Origin of the sequence: Pseudarthrobacter sp. PS3-L1 (assembly GCF_030063285.1) — a bacterium.
Lineage (GTDB): Bacteria > Actinomycetota > Actinomycetes > Actinomycetales > Micrococcaceae > Arthrobacter.
Genome location: NZ_JASISU010000004.1, coordinates 596949 through 622036 on the forward strand (window position 1 = coordinate 596949; position 25088 = coordinate 622036).

At 56.9% G+C, this 25088-nt stretch carries 36 protein-coding genes; 2 read left to right on the plus strand and 34 right to left on the minus strand.

What is annotated here, in order from left to right; translation table 11 throughout:
* Positions 1–83 precede the first annotated feature (83 nt).
* On the plus strand, positions 84–221 hold the full coding sequence (locus QMG79_RS14050) for a hypothetical protein (protein WP_283539200.1): 138 nt from the start codon (positions 84–86) through the stop codon (positions 219–221).
* Positions 218–559 (plus strand): hypothetical protein, encoded by a 342-nt coding sequence (locus QMG79_RS14055; RefSeq protein WP_283539201.1) that lies wholly within the window; start codon positions 218–220, stop codon positions 557–559. The genes QMG79_RS14050 and QMG79_RS14055 overlap by 4 nt, the downstream gene beginning before the upstream one ends.
* On the opposite strand, the gene QMG79_RS14060 is transcribed toward QMG79_RS14055, so the two are convergent.
* From QMG79_RS14060 to QMG79_RS14215, 34 genes are all read right to left on the minus strand, one after another.
* A complete protein-coding gene (locus tag QMG79_RS14060; protein WP_283539202.1) occupies positions 556–1398 on the minus strand; it encodes a polymer-forming cytoskeletal protein in 843 nt (280 codons plus the stop codon). The two genes, QMG79_RS14055 and QMG79_RS14060, sit on opposite strands and share 4 nt — an antisense overlap.
* Positions 1399–1407: 9 nt before the next feature.
* Entirely contained in the window at positions 1408–2466 is a 1059-nt protein-coding gene (locus QMG79_RS14065; protein WP_283539203.1) for a hypothetical protein, read from the minus strand.
* A gap of 30 nt (positions 2467–2496) precedes the next feature.
* The gene (locus QMG79_RS14070; protein WP_283539204.1) at positions 2497–3267 is read right to left on the minus strand and encodes a phage tail family protein; all 771 of its coding nucleotides are present in this window, start codon (positions 3265–3267) and stop codon (positions 2497–2499) included.
* Complete coding sequence (locus QMG79_RS14075) at positions 3264–5930, minus strand: tape measure protein (RefSeq protein WP_283539205.1); 2667 nt, start codon at positions 5928–5930, stop codon at positions 3264–3266. Before QMG79_RS14075 ends, QMG79_RS14070 begins: the two co-directional genes overlap by 4 nt.
* A 3-nt stretch (positions 5931–5933) precedes the next feature.
* Positions 5934–6206: a hypothetical protein gene (locus QMG79_RS14080; RefSeq protein ID WP_283539206.1), complete on the minus strand. Its 273-nt coding sequence runs from the start codon at positions 6204–6206 to the stop codon at positions 5934–5936.
* Between the two features lie 104 nt (positions 6207–6310).
* Complete coding sequence (locus QMG79_RS14085; RefSeq protein WP_283539207.1) at positions 6311–6682, minus strand: hypothetical protein; 372 nt, start codon at positions 6680–6682, stop codon at positions 6311–6313.
* Between the two features lie 104 nt (positions 6683–6786).
* The gene (locus QMG79_RS14090; protein ID WP_283539208.1) at positions 6787–7359 is read right to left on the minus strand and encodes a hypothetical protein; all 573 of its coding nucleotides are present in this window, start codon (positions 7357–7359) and stop codon (positions 6787–6789) included.
* A 480-nt stretch (positions 7360–7839) separates the two neighbouring features.
* On the minus strand, positions 7840–8121 hold the full coding sequence (locus tag QMG79_RS14095; RefSeq protein ID WP_283539209.1) for a hypothetical protein: 282 nt from the start codon (positions 8119–8121) through the stop codon (positions 7840–7842).
* Entirely contained in the window at positions 8121–8462 is a 342-nt protein-coding gene (locus QMG79_RS14100; protein ID WP_283539210.1) for a hypothetical protein, read from the minus strand. Before QMG79_RS14100 ends, QMG79_RS14095 begins: the two co-directional genes overlap by 1 nt.
* A complete protein-coding gene (locus QMG79_RS14105; protein WP_283539211.1) occupies positions 8455–8697 on the minus strand; it encodes a hypothetical protein in 243 nt (80 codons plus the stop codon). Before QMG79_RS14105 ends, QMG79_RS14100 begins: the two co-directional genes overlap by 8 nt.
* Before the next feature lie 130 nt (positions 8698–8827).
* A complete protein-coding gene (locus QMG79_RS14110; protein ID WP_283539212.1) occupies positions 8828–9052 on the minus strand; it encodes a hypothetical protein in 225 nt (74 codons plus the stop codon).
* 10 nt (positions 9053–9062) lie between these two features.
* A complete protein-coding gene (locus QMG79_RS14115) occupies positions 9063–9992 on the minus strand; it encodes a phage major capsid protein (RefSeq protein WP_283539213.1) in 930 nt (309 codons plus the stop codon).
* 30 nt (positions 9993–10022) lie between these two features.
* Complete coding sequence (locus tag QMG79_RS14120; RefSeq protein WP_283539214.1) at positions 10023–10610, minus strand: hypothetical protein; 588 nt, start codon at positions 10608–10610, stop codon at positions 10023–10025.
* Positions 10611–10672: 62 nt separating this feature from the next.
* Positions 10673–12004, minus strand: coding sequence for a hypothetical protein (locus QMG79_RS14125; RefSeq protein WP_283539215.1), 1332 nt, complete (start codon positions 12002–12004; stop codon positions 10673–10675).
* 4 nt (positions 12005–12008) lie between these two features.
* Positions 12009–13373, minus strand: coding sequence for a hypothetical protein (locus QMG79_RS14130; RefSeq protein WP_283539216.1), 1365 nt, complete (start codon positions 13371–13373; stop codon positions 12009–12011).
* A 79-nt stretch (positions 13374–13452) separates the two neighbouring features.
* Positions 13453–13659: a hypothetical protein gene (locus QMG79_RS14135; protein WP_283539217.1), complete on the minus strand. Its 207-nt coding sequence runs from the start codon at positions 13657–13659 to the stop codon at positions 13453–13455.
* Between the two features lie 337 nt (positions 13660–13996).
* Entirely contained in the window at positions 13997–14266 is a 270-nt protein-coding gene (locus tag QMG79_RS16645) for an HNH endonuclease (RefSeq protein ID WP_502934745.1), read from the minus strand.
* Between the two features lie 684 nt (positions 14267–14950).
* Entirely contained in the window at positions 14951–15133 is a 183-nt protein-coding gene (locus tag QMG79_RS14140) for a hypothetical protein (protein ID WP_283539218.1), read from the minus strand.
* A 407-nt stretch (positions 15134–15540) separates the two neighbouring features.
* Positions 15541–15954, minus strand: coding sequence for a hypothetical protein (locus QMG79_RS14145; protein ID WP_283539219.1), 414 nt, complete (start codon positions 15952–15954; stop codon positions 15541–15543).
* 268 nt (positions 15955–16222) lie between these two features.
* Positions 16223–16627: a hypothetical protein gene (locus QMG79_RS14150; protein WP_283539220.1), complete on the minus strand. Its 405-nt coding sequence runs from the start codon at positions 16625–16627 to the stop codon at positions 16223–16225.
* A gap of 450 nt (positions 16628–17077) precedes the next feature.
* Positions 17078–17263, minus strand: coding sequence for a hypothetical protein (locus QMG79_RS14155; protein WP_283539221.1), 186 nt, complete (start codon positions 17261–17263; stop codon positions 17078–17080).
* A complete protein-coding gene (locus QMG79_RS14160) occupies positions 17260–17676 on the minus strand; it encodes a RusA family crossover junction endodeoxyribonuclease (protein ID WP_283539222.1) in 417 nt (138 codons plus the stop codon). Before QMG79_RS14160 ends, QMG79_RS14155 begins: the two co-directional genes overlap by 4 nt.
* Entirely contained in the window at positions 17673–18152 is a 480-nt protein-coding gene (locus QMG79_RS14165; protein ID WP_283539223.1) for a hypothetical protein, read from the minus strand. Before QMG79_RS14165 ends, QMG79_RS14160 begins: the two co-directional genes overlap by 4 nt.
* A gap of 196 nt (positions 18153–18348) precedes the next feature.
* On the minus strand, positions 18349–18702 hold the full coding sequence (locus tag QMG79_RS14170) for a DUF4326 domain-containing protein (protein ID WP_283539224.1): 354 nt from the start codon (positions 18700–18702) through the stop codon (positions 18349–18351).
* Between the two features lie 107 nt (positions 18703–18809).
* On the minus strand, positions 18810–19076 hold the full coding sequence (locus QMG79_RS16650; protein WP_502934746.1) for an FDXHR family putative zinc-binding protein: 267 nt from the start codon (positions 19074–19076) through the stop codon (positions 18810–18812).
* 186 nt (positions 19077–19262) lie between these two features.
* Positions 19263–19655 carry a hypothetical protein gene (locus tag QMG79_RS14175; protein WP_283539225.1) on the minus strand — a complete coding sequence of 131 codons (393 nt, stop codon included), beginning with the start codon at positions 19653–19655 and terminating at the stop codon, positions 19263–19265.
* Positions 19656–19659: 4 nt separating this feature from the next.
* Positions 19660–20487 carry an LvrA C-terminal domain-related protein gene (locus QMG79_RS14180; RefSeq protein WP_283539226.1) on the minus strand — a complete coding sequence of 276 codons (828 nt, stop codon included), beginning with the start codon at positions 20485–20487 and terminating at the stop codon, positions 19660–19662.
* An 18-nt stretch (positions 20488–20505) separates the two neighbouring features.
* Positions 20506–20823, minus strand: a complete 318-nt coding sequence (locus QMG79_RS14185) for a hypothetical protein (RefSeq protein WP_283539227.1) — start codon at positions 20821–20823, stop codon at positions 20506–20508.
* Positions 20824–21570: 747 nt separating this feature from the next.
* Positions 21571–21774 carry a hypothetical protein gene (locus QMG79_RS14190; protein ID WP_283539228.1) on the minus strand — a complete coding sequence of 68 codons (204 nt, stop codon included), beginning with the start codon at positions 21772–21774 and terminating at the stop codon, positions 21571–21573.
* 114 nt (positions 21775–21888) lie between these two features.
* Positions 21889–22386 (minus strand): single-stranded DNA-binding protein, encoded by a 498-nt coding sequence (locus QMG79_RS14195; protein ID WP_283539229.1) that lies wholly within the window; start codon positions 22384–22386, stop codon positions 21889–21891.
* A 2-nt stretch (positions 22387–22388) separates the two neighbouring features.
* Entirely contained in the window at positions 22389–22772 is a 384-nt protein-coding gene (locus tag QMG79_RS14200; RefSeq protein WP_283539230.1) for a DUF7448 domain-containing protein, read from the minus strand.
* 2 nt (positions 22773–22774) lie between these two features.
* The gene (locus QMG79_RS14205; RefSeq protein ID WP_283539231.1) at positions 22775–22969 is read right to left on the minus strand and encodes a hypothetical protein; all 195 of its coding nucleotides are present in this window, start codon (positions 22967–22969) and stop codon (positions 22775–22777) included.
* Positions 22966–23694 carry a hypothetical protein gene (locus QMG79_RS14210; RefSeq protein ID WP_283539232.1) on the minus strand — a complete coding sequence of 243 codons (729 nt, stop codon included), beginning with the start codon at positions 23692–23694 and terminating at the stop codon, positions 22966–22968. The genes QMG79_RS14205 and QMG79_RS14210 overlap by 4 nt, the downstream gene beginning before the upstream one ends.
* Positions 23691–24512, minus strand: a complete 822-nt coding sequence (locus tag QMG79_RS14215) for a PD-(D/E)XK nuclease-like domain-containing protein (protein ID WP_283539233.1) — start codon at positions 24510–24512, stop codon at positions 23691–23693. Before QMG79_RS14215 ends, QMG79_RS14210 begins: the two co-directional genes overlap by 4 nt.
* Positions 24513–25088: the final 576 nt, after the last annotated feature.

Consider the following 25088-nt stretch of genomic DNA (forward strand, 5'->3'; position numbering starts at 1 on the left):
CTTTCGGGCATAAAAAAAGCCCCACAAGGAGGGCGAGGACTATGGCTATTGACAGGGTGTAATACACCCCGTAAGTTGTTCACATGAGCAAGGGAACGACCCCACACACAATCAGGATTGAAGACAAACTCTGGGAATCCGCAAGAACCAAAGCGGCTGCAGAAGATCGAACAGTCTCAGAAGTCACCCGGCAGCTACTCACCGAATGGATTGAGAAATGAATAAGCAGATAGCAGCCCTTGCAGTACTCGCTGGCATTGCGCTCGCCGGTTGTTCAGCACCGATACAGCAGGCAGCGCCGGTCGTTGAGGTAGAGCGAGTGGGAGATGTTAGTGCCGAGCAGCGCCAAACAATGCTCGGTGATCTGCGGCCGGTCCTTGTTGAACTGGAAGCCAGCGATGCGGCTATTTACCGTGAGGCATACGAGGCGTGCGCTAACCTGCTCATCCGTGATCGAGACGCCTACCGGGAAGCAGTGATCGAGCAGTACCCGAGCATTGAACTTGCCCTAGACCACCTGAGCGTTGCCGCCGCTGCCAAAAAGTACATCTGCCCCTAAGCCAGGGTCGCGGTTGACCTATACAGCTTCCCGTTCGCCGGGTCGATCCACAGGTTAGGTTTCTGCGTAGTTGTCGGCAGGCCGTTGATGTAAACACCGTCCGGTTTCGCATCGACCGAATAGGCGCCGGCGAACAGTGACGCAAAGTTATCCGCGAGCACGCCAGCGTTTGAGGATCCGCGCATCAGGACAGCACCACCGTTGCCACCAATGCCACCGCCCGAACTGAACGCGATGCCACCGTTCGCCGCAGACGGGTCAATGACCGTGTTACCTACCGTGATCTTCCCGGCCCCGGTGACGTTCATGTTTCCCTGGAGCCGGAAGTCACCTTTCACAGTTGTTACGCCGTTGATGTTCAGTGAGCCGTTTACGTCCATCTTCCCGGTCACGGTGGTGTCGCCTGTGATCTTCGTGAGCCCGTTGATGTCTACCGGGCCGTTAGTAACGAACTTGCCCGTAACTGTTGTGTCCCCGGCGATGGTTGTGATGCCGTTGACGTTCAGTGTGCCATTGAAGACGGTGTTGCCGTCCACGAGTAGCGGTCCGTCAATGTTGAAGTCACCGGTAGCGATCACGGTCCCGTTCAGGCGAACCTCACCGGATGCGATGAATAAGCCAGTCATGTTGATCGTGCCGTCAGCGTTCAACGTGCCGGTGATCGTGGCATAGCCCGTGACGTTCAAGCCGCCGTTCTCAATCGTGATCCCGCCACCGCCATACACCCGCACGCCGTTCGCACCAATGGATGCGTTATTCATGGGTGAGGCGTTCTCAAGGTTGCGGATCCGCCGCAACAAATCCTCTATCTGGCTACGGTCAAGGTTGTCTACGCGCATACCAGCCTCCTATACGAGCGGTTGAATGTTGAGGGTGAGGAACTGGCCGAGGTCGCCCGTAATGTCTATGACCTGCCAGCGATGCAGGCCAGCGTTGATGTACGGGTCATTAGTGACGGACCATATGACTTCATCGCCCACGAGGATCTGCGCGGCGTTTGGGTCTCCATCGTGTGGAACCTCAAAGCTGCCCTGCCATGTTGGGATCGTGTACGCAGCAAGGTCGCCGTACGCCTTGCTGCGAAGGTTAGTGGTATTCGACTCGTCCTTGTATGCAACAACCATGTCAATGGCAGGGTAGGTCGTCACGGGGAAGTTGTTCACAATCCCCACCAACGTGTCAGTCTCCGTGCCCTCACCCGTAGCGATGATTTTCGTCGCGAGCTTCTGCCCAGACCGGCGCATCTTCATCCCACGCGCCGGCGACTCATCCGCGCCAATGTTCCACTGCCAGACGTTCGACTTCAGGTCACCAACACGCATGACCCACTCAATGTCCTGGCCGTTATTCGTCCACCGTGGCCGGAACGCAACGTTAGGCCCACCCTCGGTGTTGATAATGTCGTTCAAAGCATCCAGCATCATCGGGAAGCGGTGGCCCTCGTACTTGCGATTAAACGGCCCAGACTGATCAGCGGGGAAGATCATCGGCACCCTGTAGCGGCTCACCGGCAAATCATTCAGACCCTCATACACAACGTACTTCGCGATGTTCGCCAACGAACCCGACAGGTTCAACACCACAGGGGCGACCTTCGACTGAATCATCGCCACAAGGTTCCTGCGCGCCAACAACCACCACAAGTCATTGTGCTGAACCGTCAACACCTTCGTGTCTCTGTCGTACTCGTGATCCGTGATGAACCCCGCATACACCGGGACGCCCGCGTGCTCAACAACCAGCAAATGATCGAGCACCGACAAACTAAACGGCCCAGCAACCTCAGCAACCCCAGGATCCCCAAGGTTGAATGTAGCCGAACCACCCGACCCGCCATTCATCGTCTCGCCCCACGAAATCGCGGACGGCTCAACCAACACCTTCCCAGACCACGACGCCGTATCCATCGCCCAAACCTTGTAAGCCAAACCGGCCCCCTAAATGAACGTGTCAGTAAGCGTCAAAAAAGCAGTCCCAGAACCCGTAGTCACAGGCTCCAAAAAAACGGTAGGAATAGTGCCAGCCGCAATCCCAAGCGTCTCGGCAGTACCAACGCCGCCGTGAACAACAGCCCCGCGAATACGCAAACGTCCATCAGAAAACGTGATCCCATGCGACACCCCACTAACAAGCGGCACGGTCACCTTGAACTGCGAACCGCCCACCGTGATCGTGTAACCACCCGGCATCGAACCCGCAACAATAAACTTCGGGAACGCAGGCGCATTCCCCCGGTGATAAACAGACGTACTCACCGAAGACGGGATCGTAAACGAGTTATCCCCGCCATACTTCCGAGGGTCTGGGCACAACAACTGGATCTGCACATCACGCACAACCGACCCATGACGCTCGTCAACGTTCACGAGCTCAACGAACGCATCAGCCCACAACGTCACGCCGCCCTTACTGACGTAGACGCGCACAGGGTCAACGCCAGCCCCAAGGCCAGTAAGGCGTGTAGCCAGCGCCTCGCCCTCATCTCGCGACTTCGGCAAAATGAAACCAGTCAGAGTAGCCGTCCGCGTCCCCGAATACCTCCGCAACACATAAGACCCAGGAGCGCCCTGCCGGGCAACATCCTCACCCCGCAACGCAACCGAATCAGACCACCCATCCAGCCCATCCTTCGCAACAACAAACGGTCCAAGACCGGGCCGGCCATGAAACTGCACCGACCCGATCCGCATAGAAATCTCATCGCTCATCGGGCCATCCTTAATGCTCGGTTGAGTCGGTTATCCATCGCGTGAGCCAACTCGTAAGGGTCCATGTCACGCTGAACTGGAACCGTCAGGTTGTACGTGTTCCCAAGAGCCGCAGAACCGCCACCAGCAACCCCCGCAGCAGCCCCGCCAACACTTACGTCACCCGTCAGTGTTGCGGCGCTCATAAGCGAACTAGCCGCCGCACCAACCTGTGCCTGCTGAGAAGTGATGCCCTTAGCAAAGTCACCAGCCATTGCCTTACCCGAGTTCGACGTGTACCCAGAACCGGAGAACGGGCCACGCTTAGCCGGCGAGAACGGGAAGAAGTCACGGGCAAAATCAAGGACACCACCAACAGCGTCACCAATCGCCCCGACCATCCCAGAAATACCGTCAATGAACCCCTGAATCAGAGACCTGCCCGAATCCAGGAGCAGAGTGCCAAGGTTCCCGAGAACGCTTAGGATCTTGCCCGGCAAGTCAATGAAGAACTGCACAAGACCAGTGATGAAGTCCCCAACGCCCGTTGTGACGTTGCTCCACGTATCGGAGAAGAACGAACCCAAGACCGCAAGGCCCGCCTGGATGGAAGCCCAGACGGCCATAAGCGTGGGGACGAGCGTGCCAGCGAACCAGACCAGGACGTTGTTAACCGTGTCCTGGATGAACTGGAAAACGCTTTGGAAGATCGCCCTACCAAGTTCCGTCTGGGTAAAGAACCAGATCAGACCCGCGACAAGTGCCGCGATAGCTAGAACAACCAAGGCAATAGGGTTCGCGCTCAAGGCCGCATTCCAAGCCCACTGGGCAGCAGTAGCAATGCCCATAGCAACAACGCCAGCAGCCGTAGCAACCCGCTGGGCTACCATCGCAGCAGTAGCCCGGATAGTCGCAAACATGCCAACGTTTTGGGCCGCAGTGTTTGCGCCCGTAGCCGCAGCGTGCTGCATCTCAAGGCGAATAGCCGTGACCCTGAGAATGTTGTTAGCCAAGTTCACCGGAGCCATAGCAACCTGGGCAGCCTGCAAGGAGAACATTGCACCGGCCGTAGCGGCAGTGGCAATCCTCCACGCAATGAACCCCGCCACGATCAAAGGCATAAAAGCGATGATCGTGTCCACGTTGTCAGCGAGGAACGCCAGCGTCGTGGTGAGGACCGTAAGCCCAACAGCGGCGACCTTAGCGACAGCCCCGCCAATGTTGGGCATCTGCTTAGCGAACTCCTGCGCAGCTGGCAAGAGCGTCCTGAGAGACTGACCCATGGAAGCAAGGGCCGGGCCTAGTGCGGAACCAATCGTTCCACCAGCGGTCCCGAGCGAACCCGTGAAAGCAGTCCACGAACTGAAATCAAGCTGCCCTACAGCGTCAACAACCTGGTGGACAACGTACGCGACGCGTTCCATGAAGCCGGGGAGCCCGGAACTGGTAACCTCGCCATCGTTGGCCGTCCATGCGGCGCCGAAAGCAGTGACCGCGCCACGCATCTCCACCAGGGCGGTTTTCGTTGTGAAAGCAAGACGCTCCATGAAGCCTGGGAAGCCCACGGAAGTAACCTCCCCATCGAAGGCAACCCAGGATGCGGAGAAAGCGAGGAAGCCGCCGCGCATCTCGCGGAAAACGTTCCCAGTGACAAGGCCGAGGCGCTCGATGAACCCATTCAGCCCAGAAGAAGTAACCTCATCCCCGCCAGCACGGAACGCGGACACAAAAGCACTGATAGAGCCGAGGATCTTATCGAAAGCAGTGAGCGCCTTATCAGCGAACCCCTCAATGACGGGGCCGGCTTTAGCGGAAAACGCCGCAGCCCACGCATCAGCGAACGGCTTCAGACGCTTCGTCAGACCTTCGAAAAGCTTCTGAATCTGGTTGAATACCGGCTTCACAAGCGGCAAGAACCCGCCAATAAGGGCAACGCCGAAGTTAGCCATAGCTGACTTCATGTTCGCGAAAGCGCCACGCGTCGTATCACCAGAACGCTTCGCAGCACCGCCCAGATTCTCGGTCAGAACCTTGTTGAACGTCGCCGCGTCAACCTTGCCCTCAGAGACCATCTTGGTGAGCTCTTCAGACGTGACGCCATACTCTTTAGCGAGCATCTGCAAAACGCCAACGCCACGATCACCAAACTGGTTCAGGACATCGTTAGTGACCTTGCCCGAGTTAGTGACCTTGCCCATGATGGAGCCCATCTCACCCAAAGGAACTTGGGCGGTGGAAGCAGCATCAGCAACAAGCGTCAGGTACTTTGACATCTCTTCGCCGGGCTTGATACCAGACGCCAGGGCGGTGGAAGCGACGTTAGCCGCATCGCCCATCCCAAACGCTGTACCCTTCACGGCGGACAAGGCATTAGCCATGACCTCAGAGACAGTCGAGGTACTGTTACCAAGGCCCGTCATCTTCGCCGTGGCGTCTTCAATCTGGAGGGCCTTACTGATGCCGCCCTTGATGCTAAACGCGCCAATAGCGGCCGTTACAGCACCGCCAGCAAGTAGGCCCTTACCAACGAACGAACCAATGCCCTTCACCGCAGAACCGAACGCGGTAGAGAACTTCCTCCCGCTCTCGGAACCGGAAGTCTCAACCTCAGAGTTGACCTTCCCCCGGAAGCCTACGAATGTTGGGGCAATAGCAACTTCGCCGGCGCCTACCTGATCAGCCATGTGTTAGGGCTCCATCCGTTTTTGCGCGAAGGCGCTACGTGCCCTCAACTTCTTAGCGAGGGCTTCTCGTTCTTCGGGAGTCACAGAATCGGCTGCTTTCGCCGTATCCCATGGGAGGTCCAAGACCAGGGGCTTTTCGTTCTTACCGAGCGTCGCGCCAACGACACGGGCGGCCGTGATCGCGTCGTAAATTTCGTGGCGACTTGCCGGATACTTCCAGCCGAGCATCGACATACTCAGATGCGAATCAAGCTCAAGGGTCAGGCCCTCAATCAAGTCGGCTGCTTCCTCATAACTGCACTCATCCCGACCTATGATGTCCGCGCTGATCCCCAGGCGGTGCCTGAAGTCATAGCGGACAGCAGGCCAATGGTTCGCTGCTAGTTTGAGGAAGGCCCAGATTTTCCCTGCTGCCCGCCGAGCCGAGCGCCCACGGCCTCAAGCCAAGCCATCGCAAAGCTTAGGGTGTCGCCGCCATCCTGAAGGCCCATCAAAGTGGTTGCCTCCGGGGCGGGAATGACGTTCTGAAGCATGTAGTCAACCATCTGTATTTCGCTGAGTTCCTGCTCTTCAATTGCCATGAGGACTTTCATGCGCGCATAGGGAAGCAGGAGGGACAGGCTGATTTCACCGTCCGCTGTCGTCTGGCATTTCAGCGTGTGCTCAACAACCTGATGGCGTGGCTTAGGTCCAGGCTCGCCCGCCTTGACGGGTGCCGTGTCGTCCTTTGCCGGGGCTTTACGTGCGGTCATAACAAAACTCGTTCCTGATGGGTTTCAGATGGGTGGAACTGCAACCGGGCGCCTACCCATCAAAGAGACGCCCGGCCGCAGGTTTAGGAGCCCAAAATGGCTGATTAAGGGGTGGCGGGGATAAGCCACTCGCCAAGGTGGTCGTTGTTCAGCGCCGGGGAACGGTCGATCTTGTAGACAACCTCATACCCGAGAACGGCGCCGCGCTCAGACTTGTCCTCAGAGACAGACTCGATACTCACGTTCGCCGCAACACGGCGCCGGATGAGGCCGTTCTTGAAGATTTCCTCCGTGAACACCACGTACTTGACCGACGTGCCGCCACCATCAATGGTGATGAAGCCGTTTGCGTCCGGGGTCTTCCCCCGAATAATTCCGCGCACCGTCTCGTCCGTCTGCGCGTACTTCACAGTCAGCGTCACGTTCGCGAGGCCAGAAGGAATCGAGAATCCGTCCTGCCAGAAGACAATCGGGTCACCATCCGCCTCCATAGCCCACTCAAACCCGCCATCCTCCGTCAAGAGGCCAGGGAGCTTGAACGCCACAGGAAGCACATAGTCATCCGCACCGCCCTCCACCGCAGAAGGAATCGCAGTCCCGAAAGGCGCGATGCCCATGTGCCCGGTGACTGGTACGCCAACCGCTGTTACGTCATTGCCAAAGCCGTCTGCGGCCATGTTTTCCTCCAAAGAAAAAGCCACCCGCAAACAGCGGATGGCTCAAGATGATTATTGGTTTAGGTCTAACTGAAAGGACTACCCACAACGGACAGCACAAACGACATGTAACGCCGAGGGAAGCCAGAATCGTCGGCAACCTTATAAGGCCCGTTGCTGTCCGTAACGGCAGCCACAGGGTTATCAGGGGCCGTGCTGGCGCATCCCTCTACGATGGCTGTGACTAAGAGCGCCAGACTAGTAGCGGCGTCCTTCTTGAGACTGTCAGAACCAAGAACCGTCACCCCAACAGAAGTAGACCGCGTAACAACACCAGTCCGCGTGCCACTGTCATCACGCACAATCACCTGAAACGGTGGACGTGCCCTATCCGAAGGGGAAAACTCATTAGAAACGAACCCACCAACACGGCCATGAGCAACAAGCTCAGAACGAATATGGGCCGTCAAGAACATCTCAATATCGGAGAAAATGACCGCATCAGCCACCAGAAACCACCGACCTAAGAGCCCTCGCCAACGCGCCGTCCTCAGACTCCAAAACCATCGCCTTGTCATCCATAGCCGTCACCAGCACGACGTTCCTACGGGCCGCGCTTTTCACGCTAACGACAACACTGTTCCGGTATTCGCCAGTGTCAACGCGGGCATTGGCCCTAAAATTAGCGGCAACCTGCTCGCCCTTCTCAAGGAGCAAAGCAGTAATACCAGAAGAATGGCCCAGGCGGTCGAAGAAATCGTTATTGAACGTCGTTTTCCCCATCACCCGGTCACCTTCCTAATGGAAAACTCGGCACCAGGAGCCCAGCCGGTGAACGGGTTGCGCCACTGCGCGACCTCGCCCTGAACCTCCCACAGAACGTTCCTGTCGCGGATCCGGTCATGTTCCGCAACATCCTGATCGACACCGCAGTAAATACTCATCTGCGTTATGACCTGCCCACGGTTATCCGCCACCGTCTCGCTACTGGAGGATGGGGCAATCGCCACACCCTCCAGCTCAAGAACAGTCGCAGAGTCCCAATCAGCTAACGTCGGCTCCTGCGAATACGGGTCAATGACAGTGCCTCGCCGCAGCCGATCAACAGTCTGCCCATCAGACATAGGGAACATCAACGCCCGCCTCTTCCCCAAGGTCAAGGTCCTCATCGAACATTGACTGCCTCGAAAGATTCCCGTACCGGATAGCGTCTGGGGCCGCTGTCCGATAAGAACGGGTGCCGGCGAATCCCATCAGGTCGTCCATTTCGTCGATCTCGGGCTGAAGGAACCAACCGCCGAGGGAACTGGCCGCGTTCCAGCGAACGTTGAACGGACCAGCCCCTTCTGAATCGACCATCTGCTTAGTCTTATCAAGGCGGCGCTGAATAGCGTCGGCTACAAAGACGAGGAAAAGAGGCTCAACGGCAGGTACTAGGGAATCCCCGTATCTGCCGTTCAGCATTACCCCAAGGCCGGCGAGCCAGCCATTAATTCTTGGCTGTTGCGCTACGGCTGGTGGTCTTGCGAGGAGTGGTTGCACCTTCGCTAGAGTCAGTTCCAGCATCGTCGCTCCCCTTCTTGGCTTCCGCCTCAGCAGCCTCCTGGGCTTTTGATTCGTCTACCACCCAGCCATGAACCTGGTAATACTCTGCGGACACATCATCAACATCAATGGACCGCCCGGACTTGCTATGAATAAGCACTGGTGCCACGACTATCCCCTTACGCTGCCGGGTTGGTGACAGCCGCTACAGGCTCGCCAAGCGTCCCGTTGGACTGGAGGACATTGCCGAGGACATAGGCGTAACGAGCCTTGAAGCGCAGAGCAACCATGTCCTTCTCTGCAAGGTTGATCCCGCCGACAGTTGCCTGATCGAGGAACTTCACCGTGATGTCCTGACGAACGCCGATCTTCACCAAGGAAGGATCCGCGACCATAGCGGTTGCCTTCGCGGCATCCCATGCACCGTTCTTCAGGTACTGGGCGTCAAGGCCGTAGATGCTGTCAGTGCCAACACCGGCGTTCAAGGACGGCAGGAACACGGTTGAGCCATCGGTTGCACGCAGGTTAGCGAGACGGAAGCGCAACCCCGAAGCAGAGAACATCACGCCTGGCTCGGCGCCAGAATCAGCGACCGCACCGGCTGCCTGGAGGATGGAACCGCCCAAGTCAGCGACACCGGCTGTAGCGGTCGGCTGGAAGATGTTCCCGGCTGCCGTAGCGGCAGCGAAAAGATCCAGCGAGGTCCATGTGGTCGGCTTGTCAGTACCGAAGAACACGGCCTGATCGAGCTTCTTACCAATGGCCTGCCCGCCAAGCTTCGTCAGGGTCTCCAGCAGGTTCTCAGTCGAGTCCTCCAGCAGATCCTCGTGCACCGGGATGATGACGGCGATTTCCTCAACCACGAACTGTTTGTTCGACCAGGTTGCCTTGGACGTTGGCTTCGTGCCGGCAGAAGTACTGACAGATTCGGACACCCACCCGGCTTCAGGCAGTGACGCCAGGACGGGGAGGTTGGTGATCTTCGTGCCAAGGGGCACATTTTCGAACGCCGACAGAGCAGCGGACGCGTTGAACGCATGGCCGAGCAGGGAATCCCGGTACTCTTCCTGGATAAGGGCGGCAACGTCGGAACGGCTGATATCAGCCATGGTGGTCTCCTAAAGGTTTTGGGTAGCTATTTACTGGGATTTTCGAGCTGCGCCAAGTTGCCGGAGGGCTGATGCGGCCTTGCCCTTACCGGATCCCGTTGGCGCAGCGTCGGACTCTTCGCCTCGCGCCGGCGAAGGCCGGCGGGCAGGCTTGGAACCGGTTGCCTTTAGCAGGTACGGTTTTTCCTCGGCGATTTTCTCAAGCCGGGCCTTGATAGCGTCACCATCAGGCCCATCCTCACCAATCTCGACCTCCGAGATGTCGCCGTAAAGCGCAATCGCGTCCTTCGGGTCAGAGAAACCAAGAGTCGCGGCCGTGGCGCGGATATCGGCGTTCACAAGTTTCGTCGTGAACTTACCCGTCACCTCGTTGGCGCCCTCTTCGCGGGCAGCATCAATTGCTTTCTGCTGCTCAGACTTATTAGCCTCCGCATGCTTCTCAGCTTCGGCGGCCTTCGTCTTGAGGTCCTCATAATCGGCATACTTCTTGTCATGCCGGGAAAGCCGGTCTTGGATAATCCTGTCAAGGTCAGCCTGCGTAGCCGGAGGAGAGTAAGAACTCTCCATCTGCCCCGCGTCGGACGCTTCCTGGTTGCCCTCGGGCGCTGCTTCAGACATATTTCCTCCGTGAATCCGTCGATATACCGGCAAAATGAGCAGTTGCCGTCACTGCATCCCCGCTAAACGGGTGGGGTTTGTGGGAGTGCTGCTATAGCGCGCACCGAATCTCCTGATTTCGCCTGTATGGCCTCAGGAATGACCTGATCGCCGTTCTTGCGGGCGTAATCAGCAGCTTCAATAGCGTCGTCCTTAGACCAGCCAGGGATCATCGCAAAGAGCATTTCGAGGGGAGCGTTTAGGGTCTTCAGCTTCACCATGGAGTCGCTGATCTGGGCTAGAGACCTCGAAGAAGTGTCCTGCCAGTGCAGTTGCGAGGAAGAGTCCTGCGCCGCAGCCTCCATGCCAAGGATCGCCGCGCTATTTCGCATGGCCTGCTCATAACCTTCGCCCATGACAACTTTGAGGTCATCAAGGTTTCGGAAGTACCCAGATTCGGCGGCCGCAATGCCCTCGGCGGACATGTTGACGATAGCGCCAAGCATGTAATGCGGAGGAACCTGCAAAACTGCCGAGAAATGCTTGATGTGGGTGTCAACCGCGGAAGCGACCTGCCCAATATCGGCGGCCGTGAAGTTCCCAAACCTGACCTCACCCTCGCCAGAGCCGTGAATCATGGTGTCAATGGAGGGCCTGACCAGCGCATTCCCGTTAGTATCCCTGCCGATAGTGCCGCCAGACTGCCACATCTGGGGGAACGCGCCGTAACGCTGAACCATCTGCAACGTGAAAGTCGCATCCACGATCCGCTTGTACACCGGGAACGCCGGCTGCATAGGGGACCTTGGAACGCCTTCCATCGCAAACTCTGAAGCAATCATCGAAACAGGAGTGAACCCAAGATCATGCGGGATTACTTCAAGCTTCTCGATCTTCTTCGGTGTGCCCTTGATGATGTAGCGGGCCTCGGCGTCAAAGAAATACCAGAGCTTGTCATTGACGCGATGCAAAACGTACTCCGGATCCTCATCCCAAGGCTCCGCTTTAGTCTGGAACGTCTGGTGAGAAGACAAGGGGCGCATGACAACGCCATCACCATCCGCGGGAAGGGACATCAGGAAGCTGTAGCCAAGGCCAACAACCTCACGGTTCAGAGCCCCCTGGCGGCCGTCCATCCCATTGGCCTGCCAAGCATCACTCCACACCCTGCCGTCACTATAGCCATCAGCTATGAGCCCCTGAGCGATACAATCCCTTGCGAACTGAAGCCACGGAGAAGCGGCCTTGCGGAAAAGATCCTTGTACTCAAGGTCCGCATGTTCTGGCATCCACGTCCTAGCCAAAGCGCCGTCAATGTTCTTCTGGACAAAGCGAAGGCGTGCCCATTCCTTCGTAGCGGCAGGCAAAATGTCATCGGCTATGAGCTGAGATAATTCAGTCTGATTCAGCACCATACAATCACCTGATTCCTGTAATAACGGCTGGTTCCCTAGCGGGAGAAGCTTCTGACTTCTTCACGCCCCAATGGGCTAGAGTCACTGACTGGATCTGCGTGATGGGCTCGGAAGGGTCCGTCTGATCCCACGTCAAACCACCAACCAAAGGGCGGGTAGTCGCGTTCTTGAGTGACTGCAGAAGGTCATCCTGCCCGCGCTGAAGGACCATGCCGGCGTTCACAGACTCGACCATCAGCCCGAACGCGCCAGCAACCTCGCCAGCATTCACGCCCATGTAGCCGACACCGGCCATGGAAAGGTCAGTGAGGATCGGTGCGCAGTTCTTCTCATCCAGGACCACCAGGGACGGCGAAAGGGCGTCCTGCAACGCCCGCAAAGCCTTAGGAACCCAGAGAGTCTGCAACCTGGTGTCCCGAGTCTCAACAAAGATCCGTTCACCGCTCCTGGAAGCGGCCGAAATGGTCGCATACCCGCCACCACGGCCCAACGAAACCGCCAAAACCGGGTTAGGGCCAAGGGCCGCGCCCTCCATGAAGCTATCGGCCCAAGCCTTCAAGCTGATGTCGTTATGAATGACTTCCTGCTCAGGGCGGCGATTGGGCCACACGCTGCACCGCTCACGCCCAAAGTCCTGCCTATTCGGGCTCTTATCGCGGTCATGCTGCTCAGCGATAGTCTCCGTACGGATGCGGATATCCTTCGCAGGGTTCGAATCAGCCCAAACCTTCTCATCACCAAGATCAATCAACTCAGCAAGATCGGGATCCTCAGAACCAGCCGGCGACCACTCAGCCCAACCAGTACGATTCACATCATTCGAACGCCCACGATCCCGCACACCCTCGAAAACCTCGGAATCATTCAAACCATCCTCAGGGACCGTGCCCGTATAGAACTCCTGACGGTTCGGCACAGCAGACTGCGTGTACGTCAACGCGTTACGCGCCGGAACGCTCAGCTCCTGCGCCTCGTCATACACAATCACGTCAGCAGAAAACCCGCGCCCAGAGTTCTTAGACCGGGCAATGAACTTGATCCGGTTCCCCAAGCTCGTCTGTCCAGGCTTAGGCTTCAAAATGATCGACGCCGTATTGCCCTTATAAACGTTCTCGACCTGCGCACTCAACTGAGGCACGGACTCTACAACGCCACGCAAGCGGTCATAACCATCCATGGCCGTCTTGAACTCATGCGCCGTATGAAGGATCGACTTCCGCCGCTTATCCGGCCGAGGAAACAAAAACAAATGAGCCAAATCGTAGGCAACCAGGATCTCTCCCTTGCCATTCTGACGCGCCACCAAAGCCCCAAACTCGGTAGCAGCCCACTCGTTCGCCTCATCAACAGCGAACAACGCATCAATCACATACGACTGCCAATCATCCAAAACAACCCCACACAACCGGCAAAACTCCGAAACCTTCGGACCAAACGTGCCAACCGCATCAGGACGCTTCTCTATCCGAGGGCGCTGGGAACCTGGCAACGTTAGAGACATCACCGCTGAAGAACTCATCGAACGGATCAACCTCCCTCACCACAGACGCGCCCTCAACAGCCGCAATATCCGCCAACAGCTCAGAATGACGCTTAGACAAAGGAGCCAACTTAGACGCATCAACCTCAGCCATGGCCGCCTCAACCAAATCCATATTCCACCGCAAAGAATCAAGTCGCGACCTGCCCACAGGAGCAGCAGGAACGTCCCTAAGCGGCCTATCAGGCTCATCAGCAGACCTAGCCCGAACCTGCTCACGTGAACGCTCCACGGACGCCTGACGACACAACTCATCAACCGGCTCACCATCACGCAAATGACGCTTATACGCCGAATACGACCCACAAGGGGCCTTAGCTCTAGGCAAAAGAACCTCCCAGGCCTAAGGGCCTCCCAAATAGTGCGATTCACACGAAATAGTGCGCAGGAAAAAATGCCCGGAGAGGCGGGAGGCTGGCAGCATGTGTGGTATAAGGGGGGTACCCCCGGGTCTATGTGGCTGGTCTGATTGTTGGTGGTGCACTGTCGCTTTTTTTGGCGTTGCATGAGCGGTGCATTGGTTGCAGGTCTTGTTTGTATAGGTGTCCGCCGTTGTTGATTGCTTGTGGGTGGTCGGCGGTGAAGGACATTGGGTCTGTTGGTGGGAGTGTGTAGTCGATGGGTTTCCCGCAGTGTGCGCATGCTCGTTGTTCGCGTTTGAGTCTGGTTTGTTTGCGTCGGTAGGCTCTATGTCCTTTGCCGTCGCGTGTGCTGCCTGTCATGCGTTTGCCCCTCACGTACCGGGTTGAGCTTGCCGACTCGCGATGCTTGTGCGGAGTTGTTCGTGTCCATTACTTGACCATCGGTCGGTTTGCTCAGTGGGTTGTCGGGTCGTGAGCCCGTTGCCGTCGTTATCGGCAACCCGGTGTTCCGTTGTCTCTGGCAGGTCTGTCCTTTGCAGGGTTGAGATGTGCCTTAGCGCCCCGGCCTGACCTTTGGTGGGCAATGAGGACCCAGCCTGTCGACCAAGACAACGGTTGTTTGTGGGCCGGCCCGCGCCCCCCTGACAGGAGTTGCACCTGTCCAGCGCTTCGACCTCGACTAGTATCAGTTCGGAGATGCGGCATACTCGCCGGGGGATGTTGCCTGCCTGCTTCTCAGCGGTAGGCGTGCGTCTTGAGCCTGACGCGGGCAGATAGTGACCTCCGAATGTGGAAGGATTCGGGCACTAAAAAACCCGCTGGCCTGTTGGCTTGGCGGGTTGTGGGTACGGCTGTTAGGCCGTTCAGGAACACTTTAACTCATGTGTGCTGTTTCGTGCAAGCCTTCAACGATTATGTGCGCGGCGTATGCGTTGCGGAGGTGTCGGGTGCAGAGTTGGATGGTGATTCCGTCTGGCACTTGGTCGGCGCATGTCCCGTATTCGCAGATGCCGGTGTCGTTGCTTTTTGGGGTGAGGTATCGCATTAGGCGGTTTCCTTTCCGTGTTCGCTGTAGGTAGCGAGTACGTCGTGTGGGTAGTAGGTGGGGAGCGGGTCGCGTTCGACGGCGCGTAGGTAGCCTTTGTGGGCGTAGTGGCGGATGGTTTGGCTGGTGATGCTGAGTCCGGCTTTTTCTCGGAGCCAGGGGATTAGGTTGCGTGTTGTCATGGCGGGGGCGATTCCTTTCACGCGGGTTTTGATTGCGGCGTGGTTGACGCGTTCTGCTTCTGGGCCGCTGATGAGTCGTTCGGCTTTGGTTACCCATTCTTTAATGAGTGATGCGAGTCCGGCTGCGTGTTGGTCTTGTGTGTAGTTTGCGGCGTGTGGGTAGACGCTTTGTAGGTTCTCTTTGATTTGTGATGCGTCGAGGTTGGTTGGTGCTGTGGATCCTGGTTTGCCGCCTCCGCTTCCTCCCATGTTTTGGGGTCGGGTTACGTCTTGTTTGGCGATGGTTACGTCTAGTTCTGGGATAAGTGCGGGGATTTGGTTGATCCAGGCTTGCAGGTCGGTGACGCATTGTGTGCAGAGGTATGTGGATGTGAAGTTTTCGCAGTCCTCAGTGGTGCATTCATTCGTCATGCGTCACCTCGCATTTGGTTGATGATTTCTTTGCGCTCTATATGGCGGGCCTTGGTGCGTCGTTCCGTGGCAACTGCCGCCGCCTGCACCCAAGAAGCTCCGAATAACGCTGCGGTCAGAAAATTTACGATCCGGTCGATCCCTTGCAGGTCATCTTGAATCGCGTAGGCCATGGCTACGGCGGTTGTTGTGATGAAAAAGGCTAGGAGTATGCGGGCTAGTGCGTGCATACTGTCGGCCTTGTTGTGGGCTTGGTCCGCATTCATCACGTCCCATGCGTGCTTTTTGCGGTTGTGTTTCTCTGCCCACTCTTCGGCTTCTCGTTGCCCGCCGTAGTACATTTGGTCGTCTCTTTCGCAGTGGGCTAGGTAGTCTTTGCCGTTGTATGCGATATCTACCTTGGCGGTCATCTCGGCTTCTTTCCGTTGTGTATAACCGATGGACGGCTAATACTTTTCTTCTGCCTGATATCGAACATGACCCGGAGAATATTTCTGAACCGCTTCTTTGCTTTGCGCGATGACGGCTTGTTCCACGAAAACGACATGGATAGTTCTCGTGGCTGAATTGTGGCAGTTGCTTCTTCGGGCATCTCATCGTCTATTGAGAATCCATCGACCCAAACATTTTTTAGATCTACCCACTCTCCGTCCATATAGAACATTGCTTGGCCCACGATCATTTTTTCTGGTTGCATTGCCGAGCCTTCTTTCCGTTGTGGATTAGTGGTGTGTTGCCGTGGGGGACGCGGTTGGTGTTTGCCACGATTTGAATGACGTAATCTATGGCGGGCTTGGCTAACCTCGCCATAGGCTCCCATGGGTCGGGCACTGCCTTGCCTTCCATGATCGCTTCGAGGCATTCAACCTGCCATGGTGTTAGTGGCTTACCGAACCAGTAGCTTTCTGCGTGGTGGATTATCCCTGCGACTTGGTGACTTGATCCTGCTGTGCCTATCTGGTCGCCCTTTTTCACGGTGCGGTTGTAGCCATTGGTGTTCATGTGTGGTGGGAATGTGGGCGCAATTTTGAGGTATGCAACACCTACTTTGCCGCCGCCTTTGTTGTCCTTGCGCTTACTCACAGCTTCCCTTTCCTAACCTGTTTCGCAACCAATGCAACTGCTTTTTGGTGGGTGTGGAATTGGCGTATGGTTCCGGCGTGATGGACGTGCCATGGTTTGCGTGCTGGTTTTACCGGGTGCAGGTTGCCGTCTTCCCGGTACGCGTAGTTCTGATTCAAGATCCGCGCCCTCACTTGTCCACTCTTGCCTTTCTTGGCTTAGGTTCGATCTTTTTATTGGCAAAAACCAGAACATCACCCCAGCAGTCGTCGCATAGGTTGATTTCCGTGTGGAAGGAGGTCTCGATAAGACTGCTCGACGTATCGGCATCTTCCCATCGGGCCATACGTAGGTAGTTGAACCTGATCAGCCATGTGTGCCGGTCAACCTTTCCCCACAGTCTTGTTAGTCCCGGCTGAGGTAGACCGCTTTCTACCTCAGCTGAGCACCTATCGCACTTACCTTCTCTGGTCATTTGTCCACTCTCGTTTCGATGATTTGGAGTTGCCGTGTCCAGCCTGCGGTTATGCGAACGGGTGTGCGGGGGTCGATGCCTGCGTTATCGGCGGTTTGGATGAATTGGTTTAGTTCTGCCAGCGTCATGCCCTGCTTGGGGTTCTCTGCCCGACGAAACACCTTGAACATGTTCGAGGTCATTCCGGTGCTCCTATTTCGGTTATTTCGAGTACTATTTCCGCCGCACCCTTGCCGCCCCAACGGTGATCTGGTCCAAGGACGTATTGGCGTGAGTCGTCAATGAACAGGCCGGCGTCTACTAGCCCGTCAACGATTGCCTTGGTGGTGTCAGCGAGGTTGTTGGGGTCGAACCTGTAGGTGTCGATTGGCTTGAAGATGTGCGCGAGGATCCTGACTTGGTGCCCGAATTGTGGTATCCCGTTTGCTTTTTTAGCTGCGGTTTCGCGCCAGGCTTTTATCATTTTGGCTTTGGCGTGCCGGTTGTAGCGTTGGTTGCTGTTGATGAATGGCCCAACGGTTTCGAGTAGCCCTGTTTTGCGTTTGCGGACTGGGGCAAAAGTTGGGGCCGGGATGTCGATGGTTACGTGCCTCACAGTTCCTCCACCAACAATTCGAGGCTTGAAGGGTGGAACCAAAGTCGTGTTGCTGAGGTTGCTAAAGTGACCACCTCTTTCAGTTCAACCGATATGAGCATGCCCTCAATCTGAATAACCTCGCCAACACGTTTGTTCAAAGAAGATGAGGATAGGCGCACAACCACCACGTCGCCTACCTGGAATGGCCCGTGCAGGTCTCGTTTGGTGTCGGTGGCACTCTCACCCGTTTCGCCGCCAGTAGCGTCTCCTGCGGGCTGTGGGGCGGGCGGGGTGGGCATGCTAGTGGTTGCTGGGTACCGCAGAATGTGGAGTTGGTCTATTAGGTCCACAATCTCGGCCTCGTGCTCACTCCGGTTCCGGGCATGCTCGGCAGCCAACCTTTCGCAGTTATCAACCTGCTCCTGGGAAAACCGGGATGCGGCGCACGCATCGATGAGCGAGTTGGCAATGTCTAGGATTTTTTCGTTCGTCACTTCTGGTCTCCCTGCTTGGGCGTTCTGCTGATTGGCCCCCACACGCGGATGAGGTAATTCGAGTCGCCAAGGAATGGCCCAAATGACCACCCGCCACGGTCAGTTTTTAGCCAAGGTCCGCGAATTGGAACATCCGCCAACACCTGATCGCCGGGTTCCATTGCGTCAAGTTCTTCAACCGTCAAATCCGTGTCACTCATTTGGTATTCGCAATCTCAAGCAGCACGTCCGCGTGACAGGGCTGGTCCAGCGGGCACCAGCACGCCAGGTTCTTCCCGGCGAGTTCAGTGGGCACTTCATCGCGATTGAACGCTGCGCAGTTTGCCCTTACCATGTTCCGGTAGATGCCAGTCACCTCTTCTGCATCCATGCGCGGGATAGGGGTGGGTCTGCTTGGACTACGGAAGCCTGGGCCAGACCAGTAAGCCGACCACGCACCAACTTTGTACGGGTTTCCCCACTTGGAACCGCGCCCGACGTAGACGGTGTTCTCCGGCATGCGCCAGCCCTTGGTTCTTTTTCGCTGGACTCGCACTGGTGTTTCGCTCATTTGGTGCCTCTTTCTTGGTTGTGATAACTCGGTTTTGCCGGGTTCAAATTGGCCCGGCCTAACAGGTGCCCGCAATTGGGCTATTTCGCTGTCCTAGGTGCTGCGTGTCAGGCCGTGGTGGGGTCGTCGTTCTTGGTGCCGAACCTCTTTTTCTTCTGCTCTTCCGTGAGGCGCGGGCCGTAGTGGAAGTAGCCGCGATCATCAGCCCAACGCTCGGACGTAATTTCACAGCGACGACTAGGGGTTCCGTGCTCGCCTCGTCGGTGAGCTTCAAACGCGGTCAACCCAATGAACGTCTCGCAGCACGCGGCACAGTGCCCGGCAGTCGATCCGCTCGGATATTCCTTATGGCACTTCGGGTGGGTGAGTTGCATTTGATTTCTCCCTGGGTATAGAAAAAGCCGCACCGCCTGGTGTGGCTTCGTTTGCTGCGTTCGTTACGTGCCATTGGAGGCGGTGGTACGGGCCGGGTGTCAGCTTCTCCGCCTCAAATGCCGCCAATGCCCTCAGGTAGTAGGCGCGTCGGTAAGCAGTCTCAGCCGGGGTATGCGGGGTCGTGATCATGCGAGGCCGCGCTTGTCTAGGTCGTCGCGGCGGTCCTGCTTGCCTTGCTCCATTAGGCGCACCCATTCGTCTGGGTTGCGTTGCCGCCAATAGCGCATGAGTTTCCCGTCGCCCTGTTCAAGTTCGCGGCGGGTCTGCGGAACCTCAATCGCACGCTGCCCGGCTTCCTTCGATGCGCGGTTGTTCAACGCCCGCTTCAAGATGCCGCCCGGTTGCGCCTGCTGACCCGGATTCAGCCGGTAATGAGCTACCACCGATTCCTCAGCCTCGGCGTAACTGATCGGCCCCATAGAGTGCTGCCAAATGTCGGCGGCGGCATCATTTGCCTGCACGAAAGGATCGAACTGATTGACCCAGATAATGAGGCGGGTTGTTTCCATCAAATCCATCGGGTCACCTTTCAATCTCGAATATTTGCGCTTGGCGTTCCTGCTTGGCCTGTGTCCTTTGCATCAGCTCAAGGCCAGCCTGTAAACGCACCTGGGATCCAGTGGGGCGCATCCCGCCTTGTGGTGCTCGTTCGGGTAGTGGTCCGTCTTCCCAGCATTTTGCGTTGAGCCATGTTGCTGGGAGTTTCGTGAATGACGGGTCACGGTTGGGGTCTTCGCGGTATCTGATCGCGGCTTCGGTTAGCTCTTGGTGTCCGGTGAGCTTCCTCGCTTTGGCGTATGCCTTCTCCGCGACGCCTTTTGATTCTTTCCTTGGGTATTCGAGGTACCAGTCGATAAATTCGTCGGACACGTTCGGCTTTGCCGGACTAGTCTTCTTACTCTGTTCCCCTGTTCCCCTGTTCCCCTGTTCCCCTGTTACAGGCGCGACTACTTCGGGAGGGCTCGCGACACTCTCGCGAATTTCGGACTGTTTGTATTCAAAAGTCCCGTCAGGGCGCGGATTTCTACCCTTACCCGGCTTGTCTATTCGCTGTGCAGACTCCCAGAATGAGATGTATAGCAAACCGTCCCCACTGCCCTCATATCGGTGCACTAAACCTGCTTGGTATAGCTCGGAAATGGCTTCGGACACCCTCGCGACAGTCTCGCGAGGGTTAGCGAACATGTCGCGAGGAAACACATCAGTGACGATAAGTTCAATGTCATCAACCCCAACGCCATTGTCGTCAACGTACGATTCGAGCCCCTTTAGGACCAGCCTTGCGCCCCATGAGACTGACGCGATTCTTCGGGATTTCCAAAATTCAGGTTTAGTGCCACGGATCCTCATACCTGCCTCCTTTCGTTGTTATGTTGTCCGGTTGGATGTTTGCAGCTTGTACTCGTGTTCTTTTGCTTCCGCTACTGCTGCCAGGAGCCCTTTGCGGCCCCCGTATATGGGTTCTGGCAGGCGGAGTTGGGTCTTGTGGGTGACGGTCCCTTCGCGGTGCTTTCTGAGTTCTCCCGCGACGTATTCCCGATTCCTCCGCATACGGTCCAGTTCAGCTTCGAGCGCCATGATTTCGGCTAACTCTTTTTCGGCTCTTTCGACTTCTGCGGCTTCGACTTGCTGTCTGTGTCGGAGTGCTTCGAGTCGGGCCTTACTGTCGCCGTGGTGGTACCCCATGTGTTTTGCCTCCTTTTGGTCAGGTGGATCTTTTTGCATGTGCAGGTATATATGCTGATTGGCTTGCCGATGTAGCTTGAGCTACGCAGTGCTTTGCGTACTGCTTCCTCATTTGCGTAGGCGCGTTTTTCTGGGGTTGGGCAGTTAGGGCGGAATGCGGTATATCCGGCCTTTTTCGCAGCTGCCCTAAGCATTTTCTGGCGGGCGCTTCTAGCCATAACTCACCTCTTCCGTTTCGTTTTTCGTTGTTCTATGCGGGCTGCTTCCATGCAGGGTTCGCATGCTTTTTCGCCGCGGCGGTTGTGTGCTTTTCGGCCTGATGCTGTGCCGCGTGCTGCTTTGATGCGCGCCTCGGTTGTGTGGCCTAGTTTTTCGTGGCGTTTGTTGCGGCGGTGTTCATAGAGGACGGCGGCGCAGGGGTCACAAAGCGGTTCGTGGTTGTCTCGGTGCCTGAGTGCCGCCCCGACTGTCCCGCATGGTTTCAGTTGCCGCCGCTTACGTGGTTTCGCTGGCACTGTTGCTGGCTCAATTGTTCGTGTGCCGGCGTATTTGTAGGCCACTATTTGTCCTTCCCGCGCATCTGGTTGCTTACTGCCGTGTCGCCTGTTGGATCCCGGTATGCGGTGCGCCCTGGTGCTTCCACGGTTGGTGCACCGAGTAGTTGCGCGAGTGGTACCAGGTGGCACGGACAAGCGCGCTGACGGGCACACGTTGTTGGCGTCCAGCAGCACCCTCTACGGCACGCGGTCATGCCCACCCGCTAACGATCTCTTGGACACTTTTGCCGTTGTAGAGTCCGTGCCATTCGCCGTTGGGGAATCGTTGGATGATGGTGTACTCGGTGCCGGGGCTCGTGTTGGCGGCCTGCGTTCCTTCGAGTGCGGCACCTTCAATGGTTGGGTGGCTGGTTATTGTGTCCTGCCCCGCTATCAGGGCTGCGTAAAGGGTCATTGTGGTCTCCTTCTGGTGTGGGTGCGGGGACTAACCGTTACTGGCTACTCCCCGCACTTTTCGGGCATAAAAAAACCCGCAACATGATGTGCGGGTAACAGGATGGTGGGGTGGCTAGAAAGCAGGATCCGAGTCGGCCAAGTTGCCCCATCCGCCGCCCGTGTCGGACGTTGGTGGTGTCGCCCACGGGTCATCCTGGGCTGGCTGGCTGCTATTGCCATGGATACCTCCATTGCCGCCACTGAACCCGCCAGCCCGGTTCGCTGATGTTTGCTGCTGACCACCCTTGCGTGATGGCATGATATCCACGCCTTTCACATTCACGTCGAGGCTTGTCCCCTTGGATCCGTCCCTGGCTTCGTATTTGCGGGACATGAAGTCGCCGTAGACCGTGAGTCTTGAGCCTTTGGTGATTTTCCCGTCGTAGTGTTCTGCGAGGCTGCCCCAGATTGTGCACTCAAGCCACTGTTCGGCCAGCGTCTCCCATTCTCCGTTTTCGAGTTTGCGTGACTTTGAGTCTGCGAGGCTGAAACTCATGAACGGCGAACCTGACGTTGTGTATTTCATTTCGCCGTCGCGGCCAGCATTTCCGGTAACCTTGATATCTGCCATCTTTATCCTTCTTCTTTCGTTGTGTTTATTTCGATCCAGAACCCGGTGCCGTAGTAGCCGTTATCGCTTCCTTCTGCCGTGATTACCTCGGCCCCGATACCCTCCGAGTAAACGAACATCCGCACGTTACCCGAGTAGGATTCTTCTTCTTCGTCTTTCACTTCGACGGCGGTGATGATGTTCGGGAATGTTGCAAGCTTGCTGATTTCGTACCACCCTTCGCCGCAACCTCCGCACCCCTCATTGCCATGGATTGTGAGTGTTTTGCCGTTGTCGAGCGTTAGCGTTGTTTCGGTTGCGGCGGTGATTGATCTTCCTAAGAAAAGTTCTTCAATCCCTTCCTTGTCCGCATGGCTTATTGACCCTTCATCCCATTCATTCGCCATTGCTATGCATCTTCTTTCGTTGCGATTTGTTCTAGGACCTGAACCCATTGCCGGGCCGTTTCGGGGGTGATGTGGAAGTACAAGCACTCGTTCATGACAACCTGATGACCAACCGGCCACCACTGTTTGATGTCCGCAATGTGGATCGGCGCGGCATGGAATTTGGCGATTACTTGACCAGCTACTGGGTCGATCATTTGACTGATCCTCTGATGTATTCGAGGTCTGCGCTGTGAGCCCCTGCCATTTCGGCGCTTGCGTGGATGCGACGCAGTTCTGTCTCGTTCCCGTTGGCTGCGTCAGCGAGTGCGATCCAGTCGGTTGGCTCATCCACAACACCGTCGTCGTCAACGGGGATATCCGTGGGCGCTGGGACTTCTGCCCTGAGCCTGTCCGCCACCGACTGGGCCGGGGCTTGGCTTGGTGACTCTCCCAGAGATTCGAGTTCTTCGGTTGAGTGCTGAATCCCGTGCATTGCATCCGGCGCGCCAGCCCTGCACACTTCTGTGATGGCACGTGATCGGAGCATCGCGGCCGGGTAGTTCTTCCATGTTGGGGTATTGAGCCCTGCCTGCTTGGCTTTTGAAATGTCCCACCTGGCTTTGAACTCAAAGTCTGGATCATCTTGCCGTACCAACGTCGCCTCGGCGTAAGTGTCGTCACCGACAACGCGGAGGCGGTGACCTGCGCGGCGAACCATTGTTCCGATTAGGTCGGCGGACGCTGACGGCTTCCCGTTGATGACGTGCACGGAAGTGATTGCGTGGATCGGCTTCATTCCTAGGGCTTCGGCAAACTCGATTGCGAAGAGAAGGTTTGCGGGATTGTTCTGGTAGGCCTTTGGGAGGAGGTTGGAAACCGCCAGCGTCTTGGCGTATTCGACTTTACTCATTGTCCCCATCGGGACGATTTCGTTACTCATGCTCTTTCCAACTCTCTTTCAATTTTGATTCGTGTCCATGGCTTCATGCGCGCCTTAGGAGCCGGTTGGTAGCTTGGCCATTCGTTATTTTCTCGGCACTTGTTCCAGAGTTTGATTGCCAACTGGTTGCGTTCACGGGCTAGTTCAACGTCTTCCGGGTCAAGCTCTGGGAGTGATACGGCTGGCACGCCGCCCTTTTCGACGACGATGAAAACGAATGTTGGCCGGGATCCTGCGGCGGCCTCAATGCCGTCCTCGTACCATGCCTGCTGACCGAAGTAGCCGAAGTCTGATGCGCTCTTGTCGAACTCCCACGGGTCGGCGGAGACTGAACTTTTTAGGTCAACGCAGATCGGCCCGATTGGTGAATTTGGCACGTAGTAATCTGGTCTGCATTTGAGCGTTGAGCCCGATTCGTGCTTCCAGAAGATCGACTGCTCAGCTTTCCCGCCTGAGAGTAAGAGCGCGGCATCCGCGTTGGCCCAAACGGCATCCCTCATGGCGCGTATCTCGTCCCAAAGTGCGGGCAGGACGGGGATTAGTCCGCTTGACCGGGCCTCCGCCGCCGCCTCTTTTGCCGCTTTCGTGCGCCAACTATCGAAGTCAAGTACGACTGCCTGCGACTCGTCGTTTTCGAGGACGAGGGAGTGGGTGAGTGTCCCAACCTCAAATGCCTCGTTCGTTTCTTTGATGGACTGCCGTGCCTTGAAGTGGAGCGGTGACTTGTCCAGGATTAGCTTCGATCCTGACGATGACAGTGCGGTGTGGTCCGCGTGGTATTCGGAATTTTTCAGTCCGTCATATATGCCGGGTTTCATCTTTTTCCTTCTCTTTTTGGGTGCAAAAAAGCCGCCCGTGTTAGGCGGCTCAGTCGTTCGTGGTTGACCGGCAAAAATCAGCCGGCAGGGGATTGGGTGGCTTCGAGTGCTGCCATGCCAGATACTTGGTGGCACATGAGTCCGGCGCGTTCCATGCAGCAGTGGCCTTCGTGGAATCGGGCTGGTTCCGTCCAGCACCGACAGGGTTGGTCCTTACTCATGGGCAGTGTGGGTCAGGATTCGCATCCAAGGTGTAGTGATTCTCGACTTATCATCAGACCACGCACGGGATTGGCAGCCATTGGAACCGTCGCCTTCAATCCCACATTCCACCAGCTCATAGTGCTTTAGGTCCCACCCGTAGGCAATAACGGATTGACCCCAGTGGTCGCAGTCTCCCGTATATGACTCCGCTGGCTTTGGGCCTTCACCGCTAAACCAATGGATAGCACCATGCGTTGGGTCGTCAATCGTGGGAATGTCACTCACCCTTGCCCCCTCAGCCCGGCAGCACGAGCAGCCAGTTCGTCAAGGGTGCGCTTGATCCAGTAGCGGCCCGCGTCGTCTAGGCACCAC

Bases quoted from the DNA above. Each gene is read 5' to 3' on its own strand.
- QMG79_RS14050 (WP_283539200.1), top strand. From the start codon at position 84: ATGAGCAAGGGAACGACCCCACACACAATCAGGATTGAAGACAAACTC.
- QMG79_RS14055 (WP_283539201.1), top strand. From the start codon at position 218: ATGAATAAGCAGATAGCAGCCCTTGCAGTACTCGCTGGCATTGCGCTC.
- QMG79_RS14060 (WP_283539202.1), bottom strand. From the start codon at position 1,398: ATGCGCGTAGACAACCTTGACCGTAGCCAGATAGAGGATTTGTTGCGG.
- QMG79_RS14065 (WP_283539203.1), bottom strand. From the start codon at position 2,466: ATGGATACGGCGTCGTGGTCTGGGAAGGTGTTGGTTGAGCCGTCCGCG.
- QMG79_RS14070 (WP_283539204.1), bottom strand. From the start codon at position 3,267: ATGAGCGATGAGATTTCTATGCGGATCGGGTCGGTGCAGTTTCATGGC.
- QMG79_RS14075 (WP_283539205.1), bottom strand. From the start codon at position 5,930: ATGGCTGATCAGGTAGGCGCCGGCGAAGTTGCTATTGCCCCAACATTC.
- QMG79_RS14085 (WP_283539207.1), bottom strand. From the start codon at position 6,682: ATGACCGCACGTAAAGCCCCGGCAAAGGACGACACGGCACCCGTCAAG.
- QMG79_RS14090 (WP_283539208.1), bottom strand. From the start codon at position 7,359: ATGGCCGCAGACGGCTTTGGCAATGACGTAACAGCGGTTGGCGTACCA.
- QMG79_RS14095 (WP_283539209.1), bottom strand. From the start codon at position 8,121: ATGGGGAAAACGACGTTCAATAACGATTTCTTCGACCGCCTGGGCCAT.
- QMG79_RS14100 (WP_283539210.1), bottom strand. From the start codon at position 8,462: ATGTCTGATGGGCAGACTGTTGATCGGCTGCGGCGAGGCACTGTCATT.
- QMG79_RS14105 (WP_283539211.1), bottom strand. From the start codon at position 8,697: ATGGTCGATTCAGAAGGGGCTGGTCCGTTCAACGTTCGCTGGAACGCG.
- QMG79_RS14115 (WP_283539213.1), bottom strand. From the start codon at position 9,992: ATGGCTGATATCAGCCGTTCCGACGTTGCCGCCCTTATCCAGGAAGAG.
- QMG79_RS14120 (WP_283539214.1), bottom strand. From the start codon at position 10,610: ATGTCTGAAGCAGCGCCCGAGGGCAACCAGGAAGCGTCCGACGCGGGG.
- QMG79_RS14125 (WP_283539215.1), bottom strand. From the start codon at position 12,004: ATGGTGCTGAATCAGACTGAATTATCTCAGCTCATAGCCGATGACATT.
- QMG79_RS14135 (WP_283539217.1), bottom strand. From the start codon at position 13,659: ATGGATTTGGTTGAGGCGGCCATGGCTGAGGTTGATGCGTCTAAGTTG.
- QMG79_RS16645 (WP_502934745.1), bottom strand. From the start codon at position 14,266: ATGACAGGCAGCACACGCGACGGCAAAGGACATAGAGCCTACCGACGC.
- QMG79_RS14140 (WP_283539218.1), bottom strand. From the start codon at position 15,133: ATGACAACACGCAACCTAATCCCCTGGCTCCGAGAAAAAGCCGGACTC.
- QMG79_RS14145 (WP_283539219.1), bottom strand. From the start codon at position 15,954: ATGACCGCCAAGGTAGATATCGCATACAACGGCAAAGACTACCTAGCC.
- QMG79_RS14155 (WP_283539221.1), bottom strand. From the start codon at position 17,263: ATGACCTCGAACATGTTCAAGGTGTTTCGTCGGGCAGAGAACCCCAAG.
- QMG79_RS14170 (WP_283539224.1), bottom strand. From the start codon at position 18,702: ATGAGCGAAACACCAGTGCGAGTCCAGCGAAAAAGAACCAAGGGCTGG.
- QMG79_RS16650 (WP_502934746.1), bottom strand. From the start codon at position 19,076: ATGCAACTCACCCACCCGAAGTGCCATAAGGAATATCCGAGCGGATCG.
- QMG79_RS14175 (WP_283539225.1), bottom strand. From the start codon at position 19,655: ATGGATTTGATGGAAACAACCCGCCTCATTATCTGGGTCAATCAGTTC.
- QMG79_RS14180 (WP_283539226.1), bottom strand. From the start codon at position 20,487: ATGAGGATCCGTGGCACTAAACCTGAATTTTGGAAATCCCGAAGAATC.
- QMG79_RS14185 (WP_283539227.1), bottom strand. From the start codon at position 20,823: ATGGGGTACCACCACGGCGACAGTAAGGCCCGACTCGAAGCACTCCGA.
- QMG79_RS14190 (WP_283539228.1), bottom strand. From the start codon at position 21,774: ATGACCCTTTACGCAGCCCTGATAGCGGGGCAGGACACAATAACCAGC.
- QMG79_RS14195 (WP_283539229.1), bottom strand. From the start codon at position 22,386: ATGGCAGATATCAAGGTTACCGGAAATGCTGGCCGCGACGGCGAAATG.
- QMG79_RS14200 (WP_283539230.1), bottom strand. From the start codon at position 22,772: ATGGCGAATGAATGGGATGAAGGGTCAATAAGCCATGCGGACAAGGAA.
- QMG79_RS14205 (WP_283539231.1), bottom strand. From the start codon at position 22,969: ATGATCGACCCAGTAGCTGGTCAAGTAATCGCCAAATTCCATGCCGCG.
- QMG79_RS14210 (WP_283539232.1), bottom strand. From the start codon at position 23,694: ATGAGTAACGAAATCGTCCCGATGGGGACAATGAGTAAAGTCGAATAC.
- QMG79_RS14215 (WP_283539233.1), bottom strand. From the start codon at position 24,512: ATGAAACCCGGCATATATGACGGACTGAAAAATTCCGAATACCACGCG.